General features: G+C 62.0%; 17 protein-coding genes. 7 read left to right on the plus strand and 10 right to left on the minus strand.

All coding sequences use genetic code 11. The features are described 5' to 3' along the window. Window positions 1–135: 135 nt before the first annotated feature. The gene (locus RYH70_RS12315; protein WP_317010171.1) at window positions 136–3201 is read right to left on the minus strand and encodes an AAA domain-containing protein; all 3066 of its coding nucleotides are present in this window, start codon (window positions 3199–3201) and stop codon (window positions 136–138) included. Window positions 3202–3229: 28 nt separating this feature from the next. Further along, entirely contained in the window at window positions 3230–4417 is a 1188-nt protein-coding gene (locus RYH70_RS12320) for a toxic anion resistance protein (RefSeq protein WP_167374850.1), read from the minus strand. Window positions 4418–4610: 193 nt separating this feature from the next. On the opposite strand from RYH70_RS12320, the gene RYH70_RS12325 reads away from it, so the two are divergent. Both RYH70_RS12325 and RYH70_RS12330 read left to right on the plus strand, forming a co-directional pair. Beyond that, a complete protein-coding gene (locus RYH70_RS12325) occupies window positions 4611–5684 on the plus strand; it encodes an SMP-30/gluconolactonase/LRE family protein (protein ID WP_317009205.1) in 1074 nt (357 codons plus the stop codon). Next, window positions 5681–6556, plus strand: coding sequence for an NAD(P)-dependent oxidoreductase (locus RYH70_RS12330; protein WP_026949596.1), 876 nt, complete (start codon window positions 5681–5683; stop codon window positions 6554–6556). The genes RYH70_RS12325 and RYH70_RS12330 overlap by 4 nt, the downstream gene beginning before the upstream one ends. Window positions 6557–6745: 189 nt before the next feature. On the opposite strand, the gene RYH70_RS12335 is transcribed toward RYH70_RS12330, so the two are convergent. Next, window positions 6746–7759: an amidohydrolase family protein gene (locus RYH70_RS12335; protein ID WP_317009206.1), complete on the minus strand. Its 1014-nt coding sequence runs from the start codon at window positions 7757–7759 to the stop codon at window positions 6746–6748. 149 nt (window positions 7760–7908) lie between these two features. Between RYH70_RS12335 and RYH70_RS12340 the strand changes: the two genes are divergently transcribed. The 3 genes from RYH70_RS12340 to RYH70_RS12350 are packed head-to-tail and all read left to right on the plus strand — an operon-like array spanning window position 7909 to window position 10123. Beyond that, on the plus strand, window positions 7909–8316 hold the full coding sequence (locus RYH70_RS12340) for an MbcA/ParS/Xre antitoxin family protein (RefSeq protein WP_022994644.1): 408 nt from the start codon (window positions 7909–7911) through the stop codon (window positions 8314–8316). Next, entirely contained in the window at window positions 8313–9020 is a 708-nt protein-coding gene (locus RYH70_RS12345) for an RES family NAD+ phosphorylase (RefSeq protein ID WP_051414481.1), read from the plus strand. Before RYH70_RS12340 ends, RYH70_RS12345 begins: the two co-directional genes overlap by 4 nt. A 5-nt stretch (window positions 9021–9025) precedes the next feature. Continuing rightward, window positions 9026–10123, plus strand: coding sequence for an NAD(P)/FAD-dependent oxidoreductase (locus RYH70_RS12350; protein WP_317009207.1), 1098 nt, complete (start codon window positions 9026–9028; stop codon window positions 10121–10123). A 7-nt stretch (window positions 10124–10130) separates the two neighbouring features. Here RYH70_RS12350 and RYH70_RS12355 read toward each other — a convergent pair whose 3' ends face one another. The 6 genes from RYH70_RS12355 to RYH70_RS12380 form a co-directional block, all read right to left on the minus strand. Then, on the minus strand, window positions 10131–10850 hold the full coding sequence (locus RYH70_RS12355) for a proteasome-type protease (protein WP_317009208.1): 720 nt from the start codon (window positions 10848–10850) through the stop codon (window positions 10131–10133). A 16-nt stretch (window positions 10851–10866) separates the two neighbouring features. Continuing rightward, a complete protein-coding gene (locus RYH70_RS12360; RefSeq protein ID WP_022994640.1) occupies window positions 10867–11664 on the minus strand; it encodes a transglutaminase family protein in 798 nt (265 codons plus the stop codon). Continuing rightward, window positions 11661–12602, minus strand: a complete 942-nt coding sequence (locus RYH70_RS12365; protein WP_022994639.1) for an alpha-E domain-containing protein — start codon at window positions 12600–12602, stop codon at window positions 11661–11663. Before RYH70_RS12365 ends, RYH70_RS12360 begins: the two co-directional genes overlap by 4 nt. After that, window positions 12596–14035 carry a circularly permuted type 2 ATP-grasp protein gene (locus RYH70_RS12370; RefSeq protein WP_022994638.1) on the minus strand — a complete coding sequence of 480 codons (1440 nt, stop codon included), beginning with the start codon at window positions 14033–14035 and terminating at the stop codon, window positions 12596–12598. The genes RYH70_RS12365 and RYH70_RS12370 overlap by 7 nt, the downstream gene beginning before the upstream one ends. Before the next feature lie 265 nt (window positions 14036–14300). Then, entirely contained in the window at window positions 14301–15230 is a 930-nt protein-coding gene (locus tag RYH70_RS12375) for an electron transfer flavoprotein subunit alpha/FixB family protein (RefSeq protein ID WP_022994637.1), read from the minus strand. Next, a complete protein-coding gene (locus tag RYH70_RS12380; protein ID WP_022994636.1) occupies window positions 15230–15979 on the minus strand; it encodes an electron transfer flavoprotein subunit beta/FixA family protein in 750 nt (249 codons plus the stop codon). The genes RYH70_RS12375 and RYH70_RS12380 overlap by 1 nt, the downstream gene beginning before the upstream one ends. A 573-nt stretch (window positions 15980–16552) precedes the next feature. Between RYH70_RS12380 and RYH70_RS12385 the strand changes: the two genes are divergently transcribed. Then, the gene (locus RYH70_RS12385; RefSeq protein ID WP_026949592.1) at window positions 16553–18208 is read left to right on the plus strand and encodes an electron transfer flavoprotein-ubiquinone oxidoreductase; all 1656 of its coding nucleotides are present in this window, start codon (window positions 16553–16555) and stop codon (window positions 18206–18208) included. A 467-nt stretch (window positions 18209–18675) separates the two neighbouring features. Here the strand turns inward: RYH70_RS12385 and RYH70_RS12390 are convergent, their stop codons facing one another. Then, window positions 18676–18912 (minus strand): hypothetical protein, encoded by a 237-nt coding sequence (locus RYH70_RS12390; RefSeq protein ID WP_317009209.1) that lies wholly within the window; start codon window positions 18910–18912, stop codon window positions 18676–18678. Between the two features lie 136 nt (window positions 18913–19048). Here RYH70_RS12390 and RYH70_RS12395 point away from each other — a divergent pair. Continuing rightward, window positions 19049–20133 (plus strand): IS3 family transposase gene (locus RYH70_RS12395; RefSeq protein ID WP_284455649.1). Its coding sequence is split into 2 segments (ribosomal slippage): window positions 19049–19298 and window positions 19298–20133, totalling 1086 coding nucleotides; the frame shifts between segments, so codons are not numbered across the junction. Window positions 20134–20159: the final 26 nt, after the last annotated feature.

Genomic DNA, 20159 nt, shown 5'->3' on the forward strand with positions numbered 1-20159 from the left:
GTTGCTGGACAAGCTCCCACAGCGGCTTCGTAGCCACCTCTGAATTCATACCCCCAAGGCAGAACAATTCAGGGTTAGAGCCTCAACCCCGAAGCCAGCAATAGTTATCGGGCAGCAGCGGTCCACGGACCGCGCTCAACGCTGGTACAACGACACTCTGTCCGCCAGTTTCAGCACGTCATCCAGCGCCCCCTGCAAACCGGAATCCTCCTGTCGCAGCAGCGCCAGCTCTTTCCCCAACCGGCTCAATGCCTCCACCGCCGCGCGGCAGGCCGTCAGGCGCGCATCAATATCGGCGTCAATGTCCTCGTCCAACTCGCGAATCCCTTCCAGCAGCACGCAGGCACCTTCCAGCTCGGCGAGCGCCGCTCGCTGCAGTCGCTCGACCCCCTCCTGGTAACGCTGATAGGTCAGTTCGGTGGGCAGAAAGCGCTGATCCAGCCAGTGCAGCACCTGGCCGTGCACCTGCTCCAATTCTCCCAGCAGCTGCCGCAAGCGCGGTGCGTCCAACACTTGCAGCCGCCAGCGAAGGGAATGATAAGGACGGGCACTCACCGGCTCGGCATCGGAGAGCGCCAAACGCGCCTGCAACTGTTCCAACACCCCTTCCCGGCGATGACTCCAGTCCAGGGCACTGACCGGAAACAACGCCAACCCGGCCCGTTCCAACAGTCGATAGCGCTGCCACTGCCACGCCTCGCCCGCCTCCCCCACACCGATCACATCGATGGCCAGAGCGCCGCCGGCATGGCGCACCAGCAGATCCAGGGATTGGCCGGCGAACACGTAATCCAGCTCGCAACGCACCCCCCACCCTTCCAGAACACCGACCAATTCCCGCCGCAATGCTTCCACCGCTGGCGAGGCGCTGACGGCAATGTCATTTTGCCGCGCCACCGTGGCCACATAGCGGGCCAGCAATCCCTGTGGCCGCTCATCCAGAGCCCCCTCGCCGACAAACAGCCATTGCCGGTGTCGCACCCGGGTCACCGCCACATTGAACACGTCGGGCCGCTCCAGGTAGCGCCAGGCCGCCGCCGAACGGCCCGGATAAACGCCGGTGGCGACCAGCATGAAATCCCGCTCTTCCCCTTGGAAGGCGTAAGGCGTGCCAACGCGAAGATTGTGACGCCCCAGCGTGGCCAGCTCGAAGCTGTCCAGCAGCCGGTTTTCCAGCACCGTGGCCAGCGCCCGTGACATCGCCACCACACCGATTTGCGGGCAACGGTCATCCGGCAAGTCCCGGCACGCCTCGACCAACCCCCGCAACCGCGCCATCACCAGGTCCACTTCCGCCAGATTCACGGTGTCCTTCAGCGTCACCGGACAGCTCTCCAGCCGCAATGGCTGATCCGACTCACGATTATCCAGACGGGTCAGCACCTTGAGCCGATCCGAATAGAATTCCGCATTGCTGAAGCGGATCAGCGCCGGATGGCTGCGGAAGTGCTCATCAAGGAACGCCACCGCCTCCTGGCTGGCCACCGCGTCCAGGGCGTAATCCAGCAGCGAGCGCTCCCGGTAATCCAGATCCAGCGGTGCCCCGCTGACACCGTGCTGGATCGCCAGCGCCTGCTGGCGGTCACGGGCGAGAAAGGAGAAATGACGTAACTGCTTGGGGTCCCCCACCACCACCGCCCGGCGGGCCCGTTGCAGCGCCGGCAGCGCCAATGGCAGGTTGCATTGGGTGGCCTCGTCCATCACCACCAGATCGAACAGCGGTTCATTGACCGGCAGGCTTCGGCTCAGAGCATGAGCGGACACCACCCACACCGGAAAAGTGCTGGTCAGCAGCGACCAGTCCAGTTTGTCGAAGCGGTCCTGGCGTAACGCTCCACTACGGGAACGCAACGCCCGCGACAAGGTGCTCAGTTGATTGCGGCGCTGACGCAACAGCGTCGCCAGATTGTCGTTGCCCCCCGCTTCCAGAGTATGCCGGGCCAGTTCCTGGTGCGCCTCCACCGACGCCTGTAACTGCTGCCATTGTTGCGCCAGCATCGGTTGCGCCAGTAAGCGCCGGCTCGCCCACCAGCGCCGCAGTTGAGCCCAAAACCCACCAGCGCGCGCGCCGGCCCGTTCCGCCCGGCGCAAATCCCGGCGGAATCGCCGCTCCAGCCCCCGGTAGGCCACGGTCGCCTGGTCCATCCGCTTTAGCAAGGCCGGCCGTTGCGGCTCCGGCGCCAGCGCCATTTCCCCGGACAGCCAGTAATCCAGCCGCTCCAGCAAGAGCTTGCGATGGTCACCGCGGCCGGCACGCAGGATCAGATCCCCGGCATCGCCGAACAGGCCATCCAGTTTGCCGCGCACCACATCCGCGGCATGCTCGTTACTGCATACGATAAGCACCGATTCCCCGCGCATTACCCGGTCCACGGTGAGGCAGGAGAGCGTATAGGTCTTACCTGTACCGGGCGGGCCGTTGATCACGCTGAGCGTTTGCGAGGCGGCGTTTTGCAGGGTCTGTTGCTGGGCGTGAGTAAGACTGGCCGGCAGGGTGTCCGGCTCGGCCGGCCGCACCTGTTCCGGCGCCGGCACCGGCTCTCCCAGCACCTGCCGCAAAGGCGGCGACAAAGGAACTTCTCCCTCCGCCAGTCGCTCCAGCTCGAACAGCACACTGCGTTGCAAGGGCGAGCGGGCCGACAACCAGGCCACGCCCGCCGGGGTGCAGCGTGGACGGCCACCATTGCGAGGCCGCGGAAAACCCCGGGCGTTATCGGCGTATTCCCGGCTGTCCATCGACGCCAGAATACGCGTCAGGGTGTCCTCGTCCACCTGTTCCGGGTCCAACTCGGCAACCCATGGCGTCGATTCCGCCAAGGCATCCAGCACCGCGCTGTTATAACGAAAGCCATCCACTGCGATGGCGGCCTGATCACTTTGCTCGTCGCTCACCGTCGCTTCGGCGATCAATAAGGGCGCGCGCACGTAACCGCGCCGCGAGCCCTCTCCGTCCACCGCCACGCTCACCACGAACAGCCCCGCCATGAGACGCCGCTCCTGGCGCTGAGCACTCTGCTCATGACGCAGCCGTTGCACCTCCTGCTCGGGTATCGGCCACCGGTAGGTCCCCGGAGCCTGTTCCCCATCGGCACGAAAAAAAACATGGCCGCGCTCGGATTGGGCGAACAGGTCGGTAATCAGGCGGTCGCCGCCATCCTCGGCGAGACAATCCCGGAAATAAGCGATCAACCCACGCGTCATGGCACGCAATATAACTGCCTCCCGCGAATCACGGATTGAGATCGATGGCGAGCGCCGAACGGGACGCCTCGGCTTGCTCCAACTGTGACAGCGCGTCATCCCCTTTGCGGGTCAACACCGCCATTTTCTGAATCGAATCGGCCATGCCCGGCAGGGCTTCACGGCGGAACCGGGCGATGTCTTCCAGGGAAGCATTGATATCAACGAACGCCTGTCGCAGGACCTCCATATCCAGCTGCGTGGACGCCGCGCGGGTATGGATCTCCGCGCCCTGCTGACGCAGCCGCTGGGCGGTACCGGCGATCAGTGTATCGGTGGTTTTGTTCACCGCGTCGATCTTGTCCAGCACGATGCGCTGATTGGCCAGGGCCATGGCCAGGGTCACCGCGATGCGCAGCGCATTGACGGTAACCTGGGTGGCGCGGTCCACGCCGCGGATCAGCTCGCGGTTATTGCGGACGATCACTTCGGTGGTGAGTACGCCCTGCTGATTCACCGCCAACTGCTGCTGCATATCCTGAATCCGCTGACGCAAGGGAAACAGCAACTCCTCCTGGACGAACCGGTGCCGCGGATCCTGGGGGTCGATGTCACGCTCCAGGGCACGGGACAAACGCGCATCGATCTGCTCGCCGAGGGCAACAGCCCGGCTCAACTGCCGACCGTTCTCGCGCATGTCCTGCTGATCCGCCTGCAGGGTGATGTTGTCCCGGCGTAACTGCTCACGCCCTTGCTCCAGTGATTCGACAATGGCGGCGATCACCGTGGACGCGGATTCATAGCGGGAAAAATAGCGTTTCAGCGGCGTGCCGACGAAGGGCAGATAGCCAGCCAGCCGGGAAAACCAGCCCGGGGACAGATCCACCCGCGCCGGGTCCAGTGACTCTACCTGGACTTTCAGATCGACCAGGGCGTTGGCCACGGGTCCGCCGTCCTCGGCGCGGCTGGCGAGCCGGTGCACCGGCTCCTCCAACAACCGGCTTTGACGGGCGGCGCGCGCCTGAACGTCCCGCCCCATGTTTTCCACGGCGCCGCGCGCCGGGGCCGGGTCACCGCTGGCGGACGCGCTCAGTAACTGTTCCACCAGTTGATCAGCCCGTTGTGCCAGCGCCTGACTTTCATCCTCCGCCACTGGCACGGCCGAATTCAATTCCGCCGCCAGCGCGTCGGGCGCCGCCACCTGCAAACCGCCCTGTTCCGGATTTACGTTGCTCATATTGCTGTCCTTATCCACTATTATCCCGGCGCCGGCGTCCCGCTCCATGATCCCGTTCCGCTGCCCCTTTCCGCGATTTTCCGCGATCCCCGCGGGAAGGTCATCGCCATCTTCCACTGGCATGATAGCCTATCATGCCCCGGCGGGACGGATTGCGCTCCGCATTCGAGGCTTCAAGAGTAAGGAAGACAAAATGAAAAAAGCCCTGTTGATCCTGATCCTCCTGGTTCTGGCCGGTTACCTGTTGTTCTGGCCTGTGCCGGTGGAACCGGTGGCCTGGGACGCTCCCGAAGCACCGGCTCTGGAAGGCCCATACGCAGTAAACGACCAGCTCGGCCAGGTACACCGTTTGGCCGCGGGCGAAGGCCGGGGCCCGGAAGATGTGGCGGTGGATAAAGAGGGGCGTCTCTATGTCGGTTATGAAGACGGGCGCATCGTCCGCTTCCGCGGCGACGGCAGCGACGCCGACCTGATCGCCAACACCGGCGGCCGGCCGCTGGGGCTGGATTTCGCCCCGGACGGCACTCTGGTGGTGGCCGATGGCTATCAGGGCCTGTTGCGCATCAATGCGCAATCCGGCGCGGTCACGGCGCTCACCAAGGAGGCGAACGGCGTACCCTTCAAATTCACCGATGACGTGGACGTGGCCAGCGACGGCGTCATTTACTTTACCGATGCCTCAAGCAAATTCGGCCCGGCGATGAAAGCCCGGGACGATATCATCGAACATGGCGGCCACGGCCGGCTGCTGAAGTACGATCCGCGAAACGACACCACCACGGTCCTGCTGGACGGCCTGCAATTCGCCAACGGCGTGGCCCTGGCCCCGGACGAGTCCTACCTGCTGGTGGTGGAAACCGGCAGCTACCGGGTGCTGCGTTATTGGCTCAGTGGCGAACGGGCCGGTGAAAACGACGTGTTCATCGATAATTTGCCGGGTATTCCCGACGGCATCTCCGGTAATGGCACCGATACTTTCTGGGTGGCCCTGTTCGCACCACGCAACGCCGCTCTGGATGCCATGGCCGACAAACCCCTGTTGCGCAAGGTGGTCTTTCGTCTGCCCGAGTTCATGCAGCCGCAACCGGCCCATCACGCCTTTGTGCTAGGCCTGGATACCGACGGCAACGTCACCCATAACCTGCAGTATCTCGGTGACGATGCGTTTTCCCCCATCACCAGTGTGGAGCAGGTCGGCCAGCGCTTGCTGCTGGGCAGCCTCACCGCCGACAGCTTCGCCATCTACAACCTTGAGGAGTCCCAATGATTTCCCGAGTCGCATTTATCGGCCTTGGTGTTATGGGCTATCCCATGGCCGGTCACCTGGCCCGTGCCGGCCTGGAAGTAACGGTCTACAATCGCACCGGCGCCAAGGCCGAAGCCTGGGTGAAGGAATACGGCGGCCGCCATGCCGCCACTCCGGCACTGGCCGCCGAAGGCGCCGATGCGGTGTTCCTGTGCGTGGGCAATGACCAGGACCTGCATCAGGTTACCCTTGGCGAAGACGGCGCGGTGAGCACTCTGGCCACCGGCGCGGTGCTGGTGGACCACACCACCGCCAGCGCCACCATGGCCCGCACCCTCGACGACGCCTGCCGCGAACAGGGCGCCCATTTCATCGACGCACCGGTTTCCGGTGGCCAGCAAGGCGCCGAGAACGGCCAGCTTTCGGTGATGTGCGGTGGCGAGGAAGCGGTGTTCGAGCGTGTCGCCCCGGTGCTGGATCACTATGGCAAGAGCGTGGTGCTGATGGGACCGGCGGGCAGCGGCCAGCTCACCAAAATGGCCAACCAGATTTGCGTCGGCGCGGCGATCCAGGGCGTGGCCGAGGCCATTGCCTTTGCCCAGGATGCCGGGTTGGACGCGGAAAAAGCCATGCAGGTGATCGGCGCCGGCGCCGGCAGTTCCTGGCAATTGCTGAACCGCCACCAGACCATGATCGCCGATGAGTACGACCATGGCTTCGCCGTGGACTGGATGCGCAAGGATCTGATGATCTGTCTGGCCGAGGCCAATCGCACCGGCACGCCCCTGCCGGTGACCGCGCAGATCAACGAATTCTATAAGGACATTCAGGCCATGGGCGGCGGCCGTTGGGATACGTCCAGTCTGCTGCGCCGGTTACGGCGGCGGGATTGACCAGGGAATCGTGACCCGCTGTGGGAGTTTGCCCGCAAGCGGATCCGTTGGCCGAAAGCACAATTCGCTTGCAGGCAAGCTCCCACAGCGGCTTCGTTGCATGATCCGTGGGAGCCAGCCTGCTGGCGAATGACGCGCCGCACCAGTGAGCTTGCAAGGCAACATGGAATCTCCCACGGCGGCGTAGAGCTATTTCGCCACGGCGCCCTTTTCCGGCACCAGCGCCTTGGCGTTGTCGCTGGCCACCCGTCGCGCCACCTCTTCCGGCAGGGCGTTCAGCAGTGGCCGGTAGCTGTTGAGGATTTTCTTCATACTGCCGAAATGCCCGACCAGGTCGGTGCCCAGAGTGAAGCGGTCGGGATGATCATTGATCAGCGTCAACCACACCTCGCGCGGCCGGTCATCATCCAGCAGGTAGTGCTCCCGCACACTCCAAGACAGATCCACGTAGAGGTTGTCATAGCGCTCCAGCAGCGCGCGGACAATAGCCGGCAGCGTCTCCAACGGCGCTTGCCGCGCTTCCACCCCACCACTGGTGCCAGCGTGGGCAAGAATAAAGCGGGTCTTCGGGTTTTCCTTGAGCGCGTCTTCCAGCTCCTCAAGATAGATCGGCGTTTTCTCCCGTAGCGAAGTCAGATTGCTGTGCAGCAGCACCGGCAAACCGTGGCGGGCGGCCACCCGGTATACCTTCATCAGCGCCGGGTGATTGGCCCGCGGCGTTTCCCCTTCGGTCAGGGCGGTGAGATCATCATGGCGAGTGATTACTTCACCGATCCCGCGCCACAGGCCCGGATAGCGCTCGATCAGCGCCTCCACGTGCCGGGCGGCGTTGAGGTCGGTGGGATTGATACCGCTGATAAAGGGCACCAGCCGCCGCCGGCGCTCTTGTGGCAATGCGGCGATGGCCTGGGCCAACAGGTCGTCGGTGGCGCTGTAGTAGTACAACGGTGCTTCGTCGCCAAGGAAGTAACGGGGCCGGCGCGGCGCGCTTTGCTCCCACTTTTTCACCACCGGCAGGCCAAAGACCCAGGCCTGCTCCACCCTGGCCTTGTCCATGGCATTGAACATGGCGTCCATGCCTTCGCTTTCCTGCATGAAATCCACGTAATGCAGGTGCGCGTCCACATACCGCCCCTCGTAATGAGCATCCTTTGCCCACAGCGGTGAGCTCGCCAGCAACGCCAATACGGCCAGAAATCGCATTATTTGCTTTCCTCCATGATGTCCTGCCTTCCTTGACCGGCGAAGCTGCCAGGGGTTCGGCGGATTATACAGAGTCTTACCCTTTCATCCATTTATGGACAAATAACATATTTATGTCCTAATATGGACAAAACGTCAGGAGGTGCCCCATGCAACCGGCCCACGACACTCAGAATCTGCCCGCTCTGGACGATCAGGCCCGCCATGCCGCCCTGCGCGCGGTGCTCAAACTGCTCGATTTGTGGCAATGCACTGAGAAGGAGAAGACCGCGCTGCTCGGCGTCGGCCGCTCCACCCTGCACAAGTACCAGAGTCGCCCGGAAAGCGCCCGCATTTCCAATGATTTGCTGGAGCGCCTGAGCTATCTGCTCAACATTCATCAGGCGTTGCGCACCCTGTTCGGCAACCGGGAGAACGTCTATGGCTTCGTGCGCATGCCCAACCACAATCCCTACTTCAACGGCATCAGCCCCATGGAGGCCATGAGCACCGGGCGGGTCGCCAGCCTCTACGAGGTGTTCCGTCATCTGGACAGCCTGCGCGGGGGCCAGTGGTGAACGAAGCGGACTATCGTGAACTGCCGCTGCGTGCCTTTGACCATCAGGAGGCGTACCGTCTCGTCAACGGCAAATACCCGCCCATTGATCTGTTCGATGATGTCGCCGACGAGAGCGATTTCGGCGCCCTTTTCGCGGTACAGGCGCTGACCAATCCCCGCCTGCAAACCCAGATCGGAGAGCTGAACCGGGTACCGCCGGAACGCCGTCCCTGGGGCATTCCGGGCTGCAGCTACGCCCTGGCCCCTTTTGTCCACGTCAATCCCGCCGGCTCGCGCTTCTCCGACGGCGGCTTCGGCGTGCTCTACTGCGCCGAGCGCATGGCCACCGCCATTGCCGAAACCCGTTATCACCAGCAACACTACTTCCAGCAGGTCGTTGGGCTGAAGTACGACCGGGTGGTGATGCGCGGTCTGCGGGTTCGCTTTTCCGCCGAGTTACGCGACATTCACAACCCGCCGCGCGACGACGATCAGTGGTATCACCCCGAGGATTACAGCGGCGCCCGCCGCCTCGGCCAGCGTCTGTTTGAAGCCGACGAGCATGGCCTCGCCTACAGCTCGGTACGCGATCCGGGGGCGCTGTGTTTTGCCCTGTTTTCCCCACATCTGGTGGAGTCAGTAATTCCCAGCACCCACTATGAATACATCTGGGATGGTGAGCGCATCGCCCATGTTCTCACCATCCGCCGTGTCACCGGGTGATCAGTATGGAATCCATGGGAACAGTGATCATCGGCGGCGGCGTGGTGGGCCTGGCCATTGCCCGGGAACTGGCCCTGGCCGGCCGCGCACCGGTATTGCTGGAAGCGGAGGCGCACTTTGGCGAGCACCTGTCCTCGCGCAACAGCGAGGTGATCCATGCCGGCCTTTATTACCCACCGGGTTCCCTCAAAGCCATGTCCTGCCTGCGCGGCAATGCCCTGCTCTACGAGTATTGCCAGCGCCGCCGGGTAGCCCATCGCCGTTGCGGCAAATGGGTGGTGGCAAGAGGCGAGGAGCAGGCCCGGCAACTGCGGGCTTTGTACGACAACGCCATTGCCGCTGGCGCCAGCGGATTGCACTGGCTGGGGCGCCCTGCTCTGCAACATGAGGAGCCCTGGCTGGCGGCGGATCTGGCGCTGGCCAGCGAACACACCGGCATCGTCGACAGTCACGGCCTGATGGCCGCTCTGGCCGCCGACGCCGAAGAAGCCGGCGCTTTGTTGTGCCTGCGGCACAGTGTGACCGCCCTGGGCGGAGACCGGCACGGTTTCGAGTTACAGGTGACCGGCCCGGATGGCGGCTTTCAGTTGCACTGCGAGCAACTGGTGATCGCCGCCGGACTGGGCAGCGTACCGTTGCTGCAACGTCTGCACGGGCTGCCGGCGGAGCTGGCTCCGCAACAGGGACTGGCGCGGGGTAATTATTTCCGCCTGCGTGGCGCCAGCCCCACCCGACGCCTGGTCTACCCACTGCCGGAACGGCACGGCCTGGGCGTGCATCTGACCGTGGATCTGGCGGGCCAGGCGCGCTTCGGGCCGGACGTGGAATGGATCGACGAGGTGGATTACCGCGTCAATCTCCAGCGCGAGCCAGCATTCGAGGATGCGGTGCGGGCCTACTGGCCGGGCCTTCCAGCCGGCTCACTGCTGCCGGACTACACCGGCATCCGCCCCAAATTACGCCTGCGCGGCGAACCCCATGCGGATTTCTGCCTGCTCGACGAGCAGGATCACGGCCTGCCAGGGCTGATCGCCTTGCTGGGCATCGAGTCACCGGGACTCACCGCCGCTCTGGCGCTGGCGGAACGGATTCGGCGGTACTGAGTCGCCCCTACCATTGCATGTCCGGCATCGCCTGGAAGGCACCACGCAAAGCCTGAGACCAGGCCTCGCCCAACGCCCGGAAGCCCTCGTGATGCTCATCCACATCATAGTGAAGATGGTCATCAAAGCTGTCGCGGGGATACTTGAGAATATCCAGAGGCAAGCCCACCGACAGGTTGGAACGAAGGGTGGAATCGATACTCAGCAAGGCGCACTTGATGCCATCGTCCAGGGAGGTACGGTATTCCACCACCCGGTCGATGATCGGCTTGCCGTACTTGGTCTCGCCGATCTGAAAGTACGGCGTGTCCGCCGTGCATTCGATGAAATTGCCTTCCGGGTAGACCAGAAACAGCCGCGGCGCTTCACCGCGAATTTGTCCCCCGACGATGAAGCTGCTGCCGAAATCCACCGACCCCTGCGTCTGACCGGCGTCGCGCTGACGCACTTCGCGGCTGGTGGCACCGACAATGGCCGCCACATCATACAGCGAGCCGACGCCGTTGAGATTGGGCCGGTCGCTGTCCAGACGCATGCGCAACAGGCTGACCACGCTCTGAGTGGTGGCCAGGTTACCGGCGCTAAGCAGAACCACCAGACGCTCCCCGGACACCTGGAAGGTATGCAGCTTGCAAAACGTGGCGATCTGATCCACGCCGGCGTTGGTCCGCGAATCCGCGGCGAACACCAGCCCTTGTTCCAGGCGCATGGCGACACAATAGGTCATCGGTTTCTCCCGGCGATCACTGATCCCCGGCGCCGGTCTGTCGCACCAGGGCCGCCGCTCGCAGGGATTCCACGCCACCACCGTAACGGACGCCGCGTACCGGGCAGGCGTCCAGATAATCGAAGCCCACCGCCAGCTTCAGATGGCGTCTCGGACGGCGGGTCTGATTGGTCACGTCAAAAGTGTGCCAGCGTTCATCGAACCAGACCTCGGCCCAGGCATGGCTGGCGACGTGCTCGGAATCATCGCTGTAAAGATAGCCGCTGACGTAGCGGGCGGGAATCCCCAGGGCCCGGCAGCAGGACAGAAATACATGGGTATGATCCTGACACACCCCTTTCCTCAACCGATATGCCTCGGCGGCGGTGCTGGACACATCGGTGACGCCGGGCGTAAACGGCATTCTCGACAGGATGGTTTCGCTCAACCTCTCAAGATTGGCCAGGGTCCCGGCGGCGCACTGATGGTTCCGGGCCAGTTCATGGAGCAACGAATCCGGACGGGTAAACGGAGAATAACGGCAATAAACCAGAGGGGAAATCCGGGTGTCATCGTCCTCACGGTCCTCGCCCTCGATTTCCACTTCGCCAGTGGCGGTGAGACGTATGGCCTCGTGGGGCTGGTCCAGGGTCAGCACGTGCAGGATATTACCGAAGCCATCGGAGGCCTCGCTGGCCGGCTCCGGCATGTCCAGATGCCAGTGCAGAATACGCTGCCGTGCCGATGGACGCGGCGTCAGCCGCAGATACTGCGTACTGTGCAGCACTTGCTCGGAATAACGGTATTCGGTGCTGTGTCGAATCGACAGTTTCATACGACCTCCAGATATTCCTCGCGGATGGTATCCGCCAGCTCATTGATACGGCGCAGAAAATCCGTCAGGTAATCGTGCAAACCGGTGTCCAGCACATGCTCCAGATCACCGTATTGCAGCCGCGCGAACTGCACCGCCGCCAGGCGCTTGGCGGTCTGCCCGGCCCGCCCCTCGATCGCCGGCAGCAACTCACACAGCATCTGCATGCAGGAGCGCAGCGAGCGTGGCACCTCGGCGCCGAGAATCAGCAGCTCCGCCACCCGGTCGGCATTAATGGCCTCGCTGTAAAGCTCGCGATAGGACTCATACGCCCCCACCGAATGCAGCAAGGCGTGCCAGCGATAGAAGTCCATGGCGTCACCGCCGGAGGGAACGCCGTAAAGAGTGCCGATCTGATATTTCACATCCAGGATACGGGCCGTGTTATCGGCCCGCTCGATGAAGGTGCCAATGCGCAGAAAGCGGAAGGCATCATTGCGCATGATGGTGCCGTAGGTGGCGCCACGGAACAGGTGGGAGCGCTTTTTCACCCAATCAAAAAAGGCGCTGGCGCCGTATTGGTCCAGGCCCCCGCGGCGAATCTCCTTCAACTCCAGCCAGGTGCTGTTGATGCTTTCCCACATCTCGGCGGTGATCTTGCCACGCACCGCGTGGCCGTTTTCCCGCGCCAGACGCAGGCAATTGAAAATACTGCCGGGGTTGTCCTGATCCAGGGTGAAGAAATGCAGGACCTCGCGCACCTGGACGTCATCGTGCCGGCTCATATACAGCTCATGCGAGCCCGAGATCATCAACGGCGCCATCATCTCATCACGGGGATTGGCGACGAACGGCATCATCGACAGATTCCAGGCCACGTCGAGCATGCGAGCGGTGTTCTCGGCCCGCTCAACCAGGCGGGACAGCCAATACAGGTCGGAGGCGGTGCGACTCAGCATGACGGCGCCTCCACCACCCAGGTGTCCTTGGTACCGCCCCCCTGGGACGAATTCACCACCAGCGAACCGGCATTCATCGCCACCCGCGTAAGACCGCCCGGCACCATGCGGGTGGCACGGCCGTCACTGAGCACGAATGGGCGCAAGTCGATATGCCGTGGCGCGATACCCTGTTCGACGAAGATCGGGCAGGTGGACAGCGACAGGGTCGGCTGGGCGATGTAATTATCGGGCCGTGCCCGCAGACGCTGACGAAAACTCTCGATCTCCTCGCGGCTGGCCGCCGGCCCGACCAGCATGCCGTAACCGCCGGCACCGTGGACCTCCTTAACCACCAGCTCCGGCAGATGCTCCAATACGTACTGGAGATCCTCCGGGCGGCGACACAGCCGGGTCGGAACATTCTCCAGAATCGGCTCCTCACCCAGATAGAAGCGGATCATCTCGGGGACATAAGGATAGATGGACTTGTCATCGCCGACCCCGGAGCCGATGGCGTTGGCCAGCACCACCTTACCCTGCCGGTACACCGACAGCAGGCCGGGCACCCCCAGCATGGAGTCCGGATTGAACGCCAGCGGGTCGAGAAAATCGTCATCAATACGGCGATAAATCACGTCCACCCGTTGCGGCCCGGCGGTGGTGCGCATGTAGACGAAGCCATCCTTGACGAACAGATCCGCCCCCTCCACCAACTCGATCCCCATCTGCTGCGCCAGAAAGGCGTGCTCGAAGTAGGCGCTGTTGAAACGCCCCGGGGTCAGCAGCACCACCGTGGGATAGGGCACGGCGCTGCTGTGCTGCAGGGTATCCAGCAACAGCGATGGATAGTGCTCCACCGGCGCCACCGATTGCCCGGCGAACAACTCCGGGAACAACCGCATCATCACCCGCCGGTTTTCGATCATGTAGCTGACCCCGGAGGGGGTACGCAGATTATCCTCCAGAACGTACCAGGTTCCCTCTCCGTCACGGATCAGGTCCACGCCGCTGACGTGGCTGTACACCTGGTTGGGCAGATCCACATCCTGCATGCAGGGCTGGTAATGGGCGTTGCCATAGATCTGGTCGGCGGGAATGCGGCCAGCACGGATGATCTCCTGGCCGTGGTAAATATCATCGAGGAATTGGTTCAGCGCCCTCACTCGCTGGGCCGTACCCTGCTCCAGGTGGCGCCATTCCTGCTCGGGAATAATGCGGGGAACCACGTCAAAAGGAATCAGCCGCTCCGCGCCGCTCTCCTCGCCGTAGACATTGAAGGTGATACCAACCCGGTGGAACAGCAGCTCGGCTTCCTGACGCTTGCGGTGCAGGAGCTCCTTGGACTGCCCCAACAACCAGCCGTGATAACTGGAATAGTGGGGGCGAACCGCCCCTTCCCTGGCGAACATCTCATCAAAGCCGGACACCGCCGGCGGTGTAATCGACTGCATGGCGCTTTATTCCCTGTGGCCCTCTCCCCAACGACGGGGATAGCAACAGGCTCAGCAAGGGATATGCCAATTCGGGGGCAAAGGATTCAGTGGCATCCGCCCCGGCATGGCGCAGGGCCGCGATCCATGCTGAAGCAGGCCGACCTTGGGGCACCAAATCGGGGCACGACAAGGCTTCGCCAGCAGGGCAATGGATTCCCTCGTCCCAAAAGCAGAAAGCCCGGCACTAGGCCGGGCTTTCCAGGGCATCTTCGAATGCGGGTGTTCAGAGCTTGCTGTCGAGCTCCGGTACCGCTTCGAACAGATCCGCCACCAGACCGTAGTCCGCCACCTGGAAGATGGGGGCTTCTTCGTCTTTGTTGATGGCCACGATCACTTTGGAATCCTTCATGCCCGCCAAGTGCTGGATGGCACCGGAGATACCGACGGCGATGTACAGGTTCGGGGCAACGATCTTACCGGTCTGACCCACCTGCATGTCGTTCGGCACGAAACCGGCGTCAACGGCGGCGCGGGACGCACCCACGGCGGCGCCAAGCTTGTCGGCCACTTTGTAGAGGATTTCGAAGTTGTCGCCGTTGCCCATGCCGCGCCCACCGGAGATCACGATGTCGGCGCTGGTCAGCTCCGGACGGTCGGACTTGGCCAGTTCCTCGCCCACGAAGGAGGAGATACCGGCGTCCTTGACCACGTCAACGCTCTCAACGCTGGCGGAACCGCCTTCCTCGGCAACGCCGTCGAAGGAGGTGCCGCGCACGGTGAGCACTTTCTTGGCGTCGGCGCATTTCACGGTGGCGATGGCGTTACCGGCGTAGATCGGACGCTTGAAGGTGTCGCCGTCGACCACGTCGGAGATTTCAGAGATCTGCGGAGCGTCCAGCAGAGCAGCCACGCGCGGCGCGAAGTTCTTGCCGGTGGTGGTGGCGGCGGCCAGGATGTGGCTGTAGTCGCCGGCCAGTTCAACCACCAGGTCGGCGATGTTTTCCGCCAGCTGGTGCTCGTAGGCGTCGTTGTCGGCGCACAGCACCTTGCTTACGCCATCAACCTTGGCGGCCGCTTCAGCCACGGCGCCACAACCTTTACCAGCAACCAGGACGGTGATGTCGCCACCGATCTCTTTGGCGGCGGCAACCACGCTCAGGGTAACCTTGTTGAGCGTAGCGTTATCGTGTTCGGCGTAGACTAAAACACTCATCAGATCACCTTCGCTTCGTTTTTCAGTTTATCCACCAGCTCATCAACGGAGCCCACCTTGACACCGGCACTGCGTTCCGGCGGCATTTCCACTTTCTCGGTGGTGACGCGCGGAGTCAGGTCAACGCCCAGATCAGCCGGGGTTTTCACGTCCAGCGGCTTCTTCTTGGCTTTCATGATGTTCGGCAGGGAAGCGTAGCGCGGCTCGTTGAGGCGCAGATCAGTGGTTACCACCGCCGGCAGGCTCAGTTCAACGGTTTGCAGGCCGCCGTCGATTTCACGGGTCACTTTCACCTTGCCGTCGGCCACGTTCACTTCGGAAGCGAAGGTGCCTTGCGGCATGCCGGCCAGAGCCGCCAGCATCTGACCGGTCTGGTTGTTGTCACCGTCGATGGCCTGCTTGCCGAGGATGACCAACTCCGGCTTTTCTTCATCAACGATGGCTTTGAGGGCCTTGGCGATACCCAGAGGCTGAACTTCCTCGTCGGTTTCCACCAGAATCGAACGGTCCGCGCCCAGCGCCATGGCGGTACGCAGTTGTTCCTGGGCGGCCTTGGGACCGATGGACACGGCAACGATCTCGGTAACCACGCCTTTTTCCTTCAGCCGTACCGCTTCTTCCACAGCGATTTCACAGAAGGGGTTCATGGCCATTTTCACATTGGCGAGATCAACACCGGAGTTGTCTGCCTTCACGCGAACCTTAACGTTGTAGTCAACGACTCGCTTGATGGGTACAAGAACCTTCATAGGATCCTCGGAATGTTCCACTGATGACTTGTAGAAGGAGGCGAGACGACGCCGTTACCGGGTCCACCCCCGCGAGAGAGCGGCTATCTTGAACTCTGCCCGGAACGAGGTCAATAGGCCGGAAAATCGTAAGCAGATGATTTTGTTGCAAATAGACACCAATTTTCGCCCATTTTTCATGACCTTGCGGTCATCCCGGCAATAACGGCCGGCTTGCTCCGTCTCCCCCGCCCTTGCCCATTTCCACTGATCCGACGATAATCCAAACGCTCGTTTGAATTAACGTGGAAAACCATTCCGAAAGTGGTGGAATATAGCTGATGCTTATATACTCCGCGCACCCTAAGGCCTGCCCCCGCCCGGTTTATGCGGTGGCGGATGCAGGCGCCCGAACCTCTGAACAGCGCTCTATGTCTTGCCGGCCCATAAGGCTCGCAGCGACTGGCCGGCCATACCAAGGCCCGGAACAATGTGCGCCGAGCCCGGCACCAAACAAGGTGGCGCCTGGCTCGGGGGTTCCCGACCGGCCCCAGCAGAAGGGCTGTAACGCAACCGATAGTTAGGAGACAGGCTGTGGAACGCGAATCTATGGAAGTCGACGTTGTCATCGTCGGCGCCGGTCCGTCCGGTCTCGCAACCGCCTGCCGTCTGGGTCAGATCGCCCAGGAAAGCGGTCAGGAACTCAGTGTGGTCGTAGTGGAAAAAGGTTCCGAAGTCGGCGCGCACATTCTTTCTGGTGCGGTACTGGAACCTCGTGCCCTGAATGAACTGTTCCCCAATTGGAAGGAACTGGGCGCGCCCCTGAACGCTCCCGTCACCGATGATGAGATCTTCTATCTCACCGGTGCCGAGAAAGGCTCCAAAGTGCCCAACCTGTTCGTGCCGAAGACCATGCACAACGAGGGCAACTATGTCGTATCCCTGGGCAACGTCTGCCGTTGGCTGGCGGAACAGGCCGAGGGCCTGGGCATCGAGATCTTCCCGGGGTTCGCCGCCAGCGAAATCCTTTATAACGAAGATGGTTCGGTAAAAGGCATCGCCACCGGCGATTTCGGCATCGACCACAATGGCGAGAAAAAAGACAGCTACATGCCGGGCATGGAGCTGCACGCCAAGTACACCGTTTTCTCCGAAGGCTGCCGCGGCCATCTCGGCAAGCAGCTGATGGAAAAATTCAATCTGCGCGAAGGCACGGATCCCCAGCACTACGGCATCGGCATCAAGGAGCTGTGGGAAATCGATCCGTCCAAGCACCGCAAGGGCCTGGTGGTACACACCGCCGGCTGGCCGCTGACCGAGTCCGGTTCTCCGGGCGGTGGTTTCCTCTATCACCTCGAGGACAATCAGGTCACCCTGGGTCTGATCACCGATCTGGCCTACTCCAACCCGCATGTCTCTCCGTTCGATGAGATGCAGCGCTGGAAGACCCATCCGGAAATCAAGAAATTCCTGGAAGGCGGCAAACGTCTCAGCTATGGCGCCCGCGCCATCGCCAAGGGCGGCCTGCAATCCCTGCCGAAGATGACCTTCCCCGGCGGTCTGCTGGTGGGCTGTGACGCCGGCACCCTGAACTTCGCCAAGATCAAAGGCTCCCACACCGCCATGAAGTCCGGCATGATCGCCGCCGAACTGCTGGCCGAAGCGATCAAGAACGGCCAGAGCCACGATGAACTGGTGGCTTACAAGGACGCCTTCGAGAACAGCTGGATTCACGAAGAGCTGCACCAGCAGCGTAACTTCGGACCGGCTCAGCACAAGTTCGGCAACCTCATCGGTTCCGCCTTCGCCTTCGTGGACATCAACCTGTTCAACGGCAAGCTGCCGATCACCATGCGCGATACCACTCCGGATCACGACACCCTGAAGCCGGCGGATCAGTGCAAGAAGATCGACTACCCGAAACCGGACGGCAAGATCACCTTCAATAAGCTGGACTCGGTGTTCCTCTCCAACACCAACCATGAAGAGGATCAGCCCTGCCATCTGCAGTTGAAGGATCCGAGCATCCCGATCGAGTACAACCTGCCCAAGTACGACGAACCGGCGCAACGCTATTGCCCGGCCGGTGTGTACGAAGTGGTGGAGGACGAGAACTCGGGCGAGAAGCGCTTCCAGATCAACGCGCAGAACTGTGTGCACTGCAAGACCTGCGACATCAAGGACCCGACCCAGAATATCAACTGGGTGGCCCCGGAAGGCACCGGCGGCCCGAACTATCCCAATATGTAACGGTCCGTTGGTAACGACAAGAAAGGCGCCTCTACGGCGCCTTTCTTATTGGGATGCCTAGGATTAAAAGAGCGGACTTACGATTTTTCTTTCTAGCGGGGGAGCGTCGCCGGTCAGGGCGTTCCAGGACACGCTACAAGCACGTCCGTGTGCGCTCGGGTTTGGCCATCCCTGGCCAAACACGGTCCTGGAACGCCCTGACCGGCGACGCTCCGCGAGTTCTGAAACGCCCAACTTCGAATCAAGGTTGGGTGGAAAGAACACAGAACCCTTCGGTTGGCTATGACTGAGGGTCTTGCGGGTCCCTCGGGTGTCCATGACTGTGTGAGACAGGACGCCGAACGCAAGCCTACGGGGATGTATTCACGGCGGGTCATGGGCACCCGGGATACCCGCAAGACCCGCCTACGAAGCACCAAGGCTTCCCATCACAAAGAGTCGATTTCCCGCTAATCCGCGACGCCCCCCTAAAGTGGCCAGTGCAGTTGAATGTTGCCACCACCAAACGCCGCGCGATGCAACCGTACCGAGGGCGCAATGGTCAACACCGCGTCTTGTTCCCGCGATAGCACGATCTGCCAGGGCACGGACAACTTGCCGATCCAGTCATCGTCATCCCGTTCGCTCCAGTCACCGATAGCGTCTTGCTCCACCCCTGCCCGGCTCACATACAGCGCCGGCAGCAGTCTGTGGCGTTCGTTCAAAGGGATGTTCAGGCTGGAAAACAGCAATGGCTCGCGCCGCTTGACCCGCCCGGCGTCATTGACCTCTGTAATCCCCCCGAAAAGTAATCGAAGTTTTGAGTAGAGACTTTTACACTGATCGCAGAAGGAGCGACCGATGAAGAAGTCTCGATTTTCCGACAGCCAGATCCTGGCGATTTTGAAGCAGCACGAAGCCGGGGTTCCGGTGGCGGAACTGTCCCGCGAACACAACGTGAGTACGGCGCTGATCTATCAGTGGCGTTCGAAGTTTGGCGGCATGGACGCGTCGCTGATGAAGCGACTGAAGGAGCTGGAGGCGGAGAACGCCCGTCTGAAGAAGATGTATGCGGAAGAACGGCTCAAAGCGGAGCTGCGCCAGGAAGCCCTGGAGGGAAAGCTGTAAGGCCGTCTCAACGCCGGGAGATGGCCATGAAGGGCGTGGCCAAGCACGGGCTCAGTATCCGGCTGGCCTGTGTCGTGTACGGCATTAGTGAAACTTGCTACCGCTACCAGGCAAAGCTCAATGGCGAAAACGCCCTGATTGCGGATTGGCTACTCAAACTGACGCAGGCCCACAAGCGCTGGGGCTTCGGGCTGTGTTTTCTGTATCTCCGTAACGTGAAGGGCTATGCCTGGAATCACAAGCGTGTGTATCGGATCTATCGGGATCTGGAGCTGAATCTGCGGATCAAGCCCCGGCGCCGGATCAAGCGGGATTATCCGGGCGAATTGGCGGTGCCGACGGCGCCGAATCAAGTCTGGTCGATGGATTTCATGGGCGATCAGCTCGTCAGCGGCAAGTCGCTGAGAACGTTCAATGTGATCGACGACTACAATCGCGAAGGGCTTGGTATTGAAGTTGACCTGTCACTGCCTGCACAACGCGTGATACGTGCGCTGGAGCGCATCATCGAATGGCGGGGAAAGCCTGCCGCTCTGCGCTGTGATAACGGCCCGGAGTATATCTCGCAGGCGCTGGTCGAGTGGGCCAACCGGAAAAGGATAACCCTGATCTATATCCAGCCAGGAAAACCAACTCAGAATGCTTATATTGAGCGGTTCAACCGGACCGCACGGCATGAGTGGTTGGATCTGCATGAGTTCACCAGCGTTGCTCACGCCCAGCTATTAGCGACCCGGTGGCTCTGGCATTACAATCACGAGCGACCGAACTCGGCTATTGGCGGCGTGCCACCAGCCCACCTGTTACAAACCGGTTAACCCTCTACTCAAACCGGCGGTTACAA

The organism is Alloalcanivorax xenomutans (genome assembly GCF_032810065.1).
GTDB classification, from domain to species: Bacteria; Pseudomonadota; Gammaproteobacteria; order Pseudomonadales; family Alcanivoracaceae; genus Alloalcanivorax; species Alloalcanivorax xenomutans.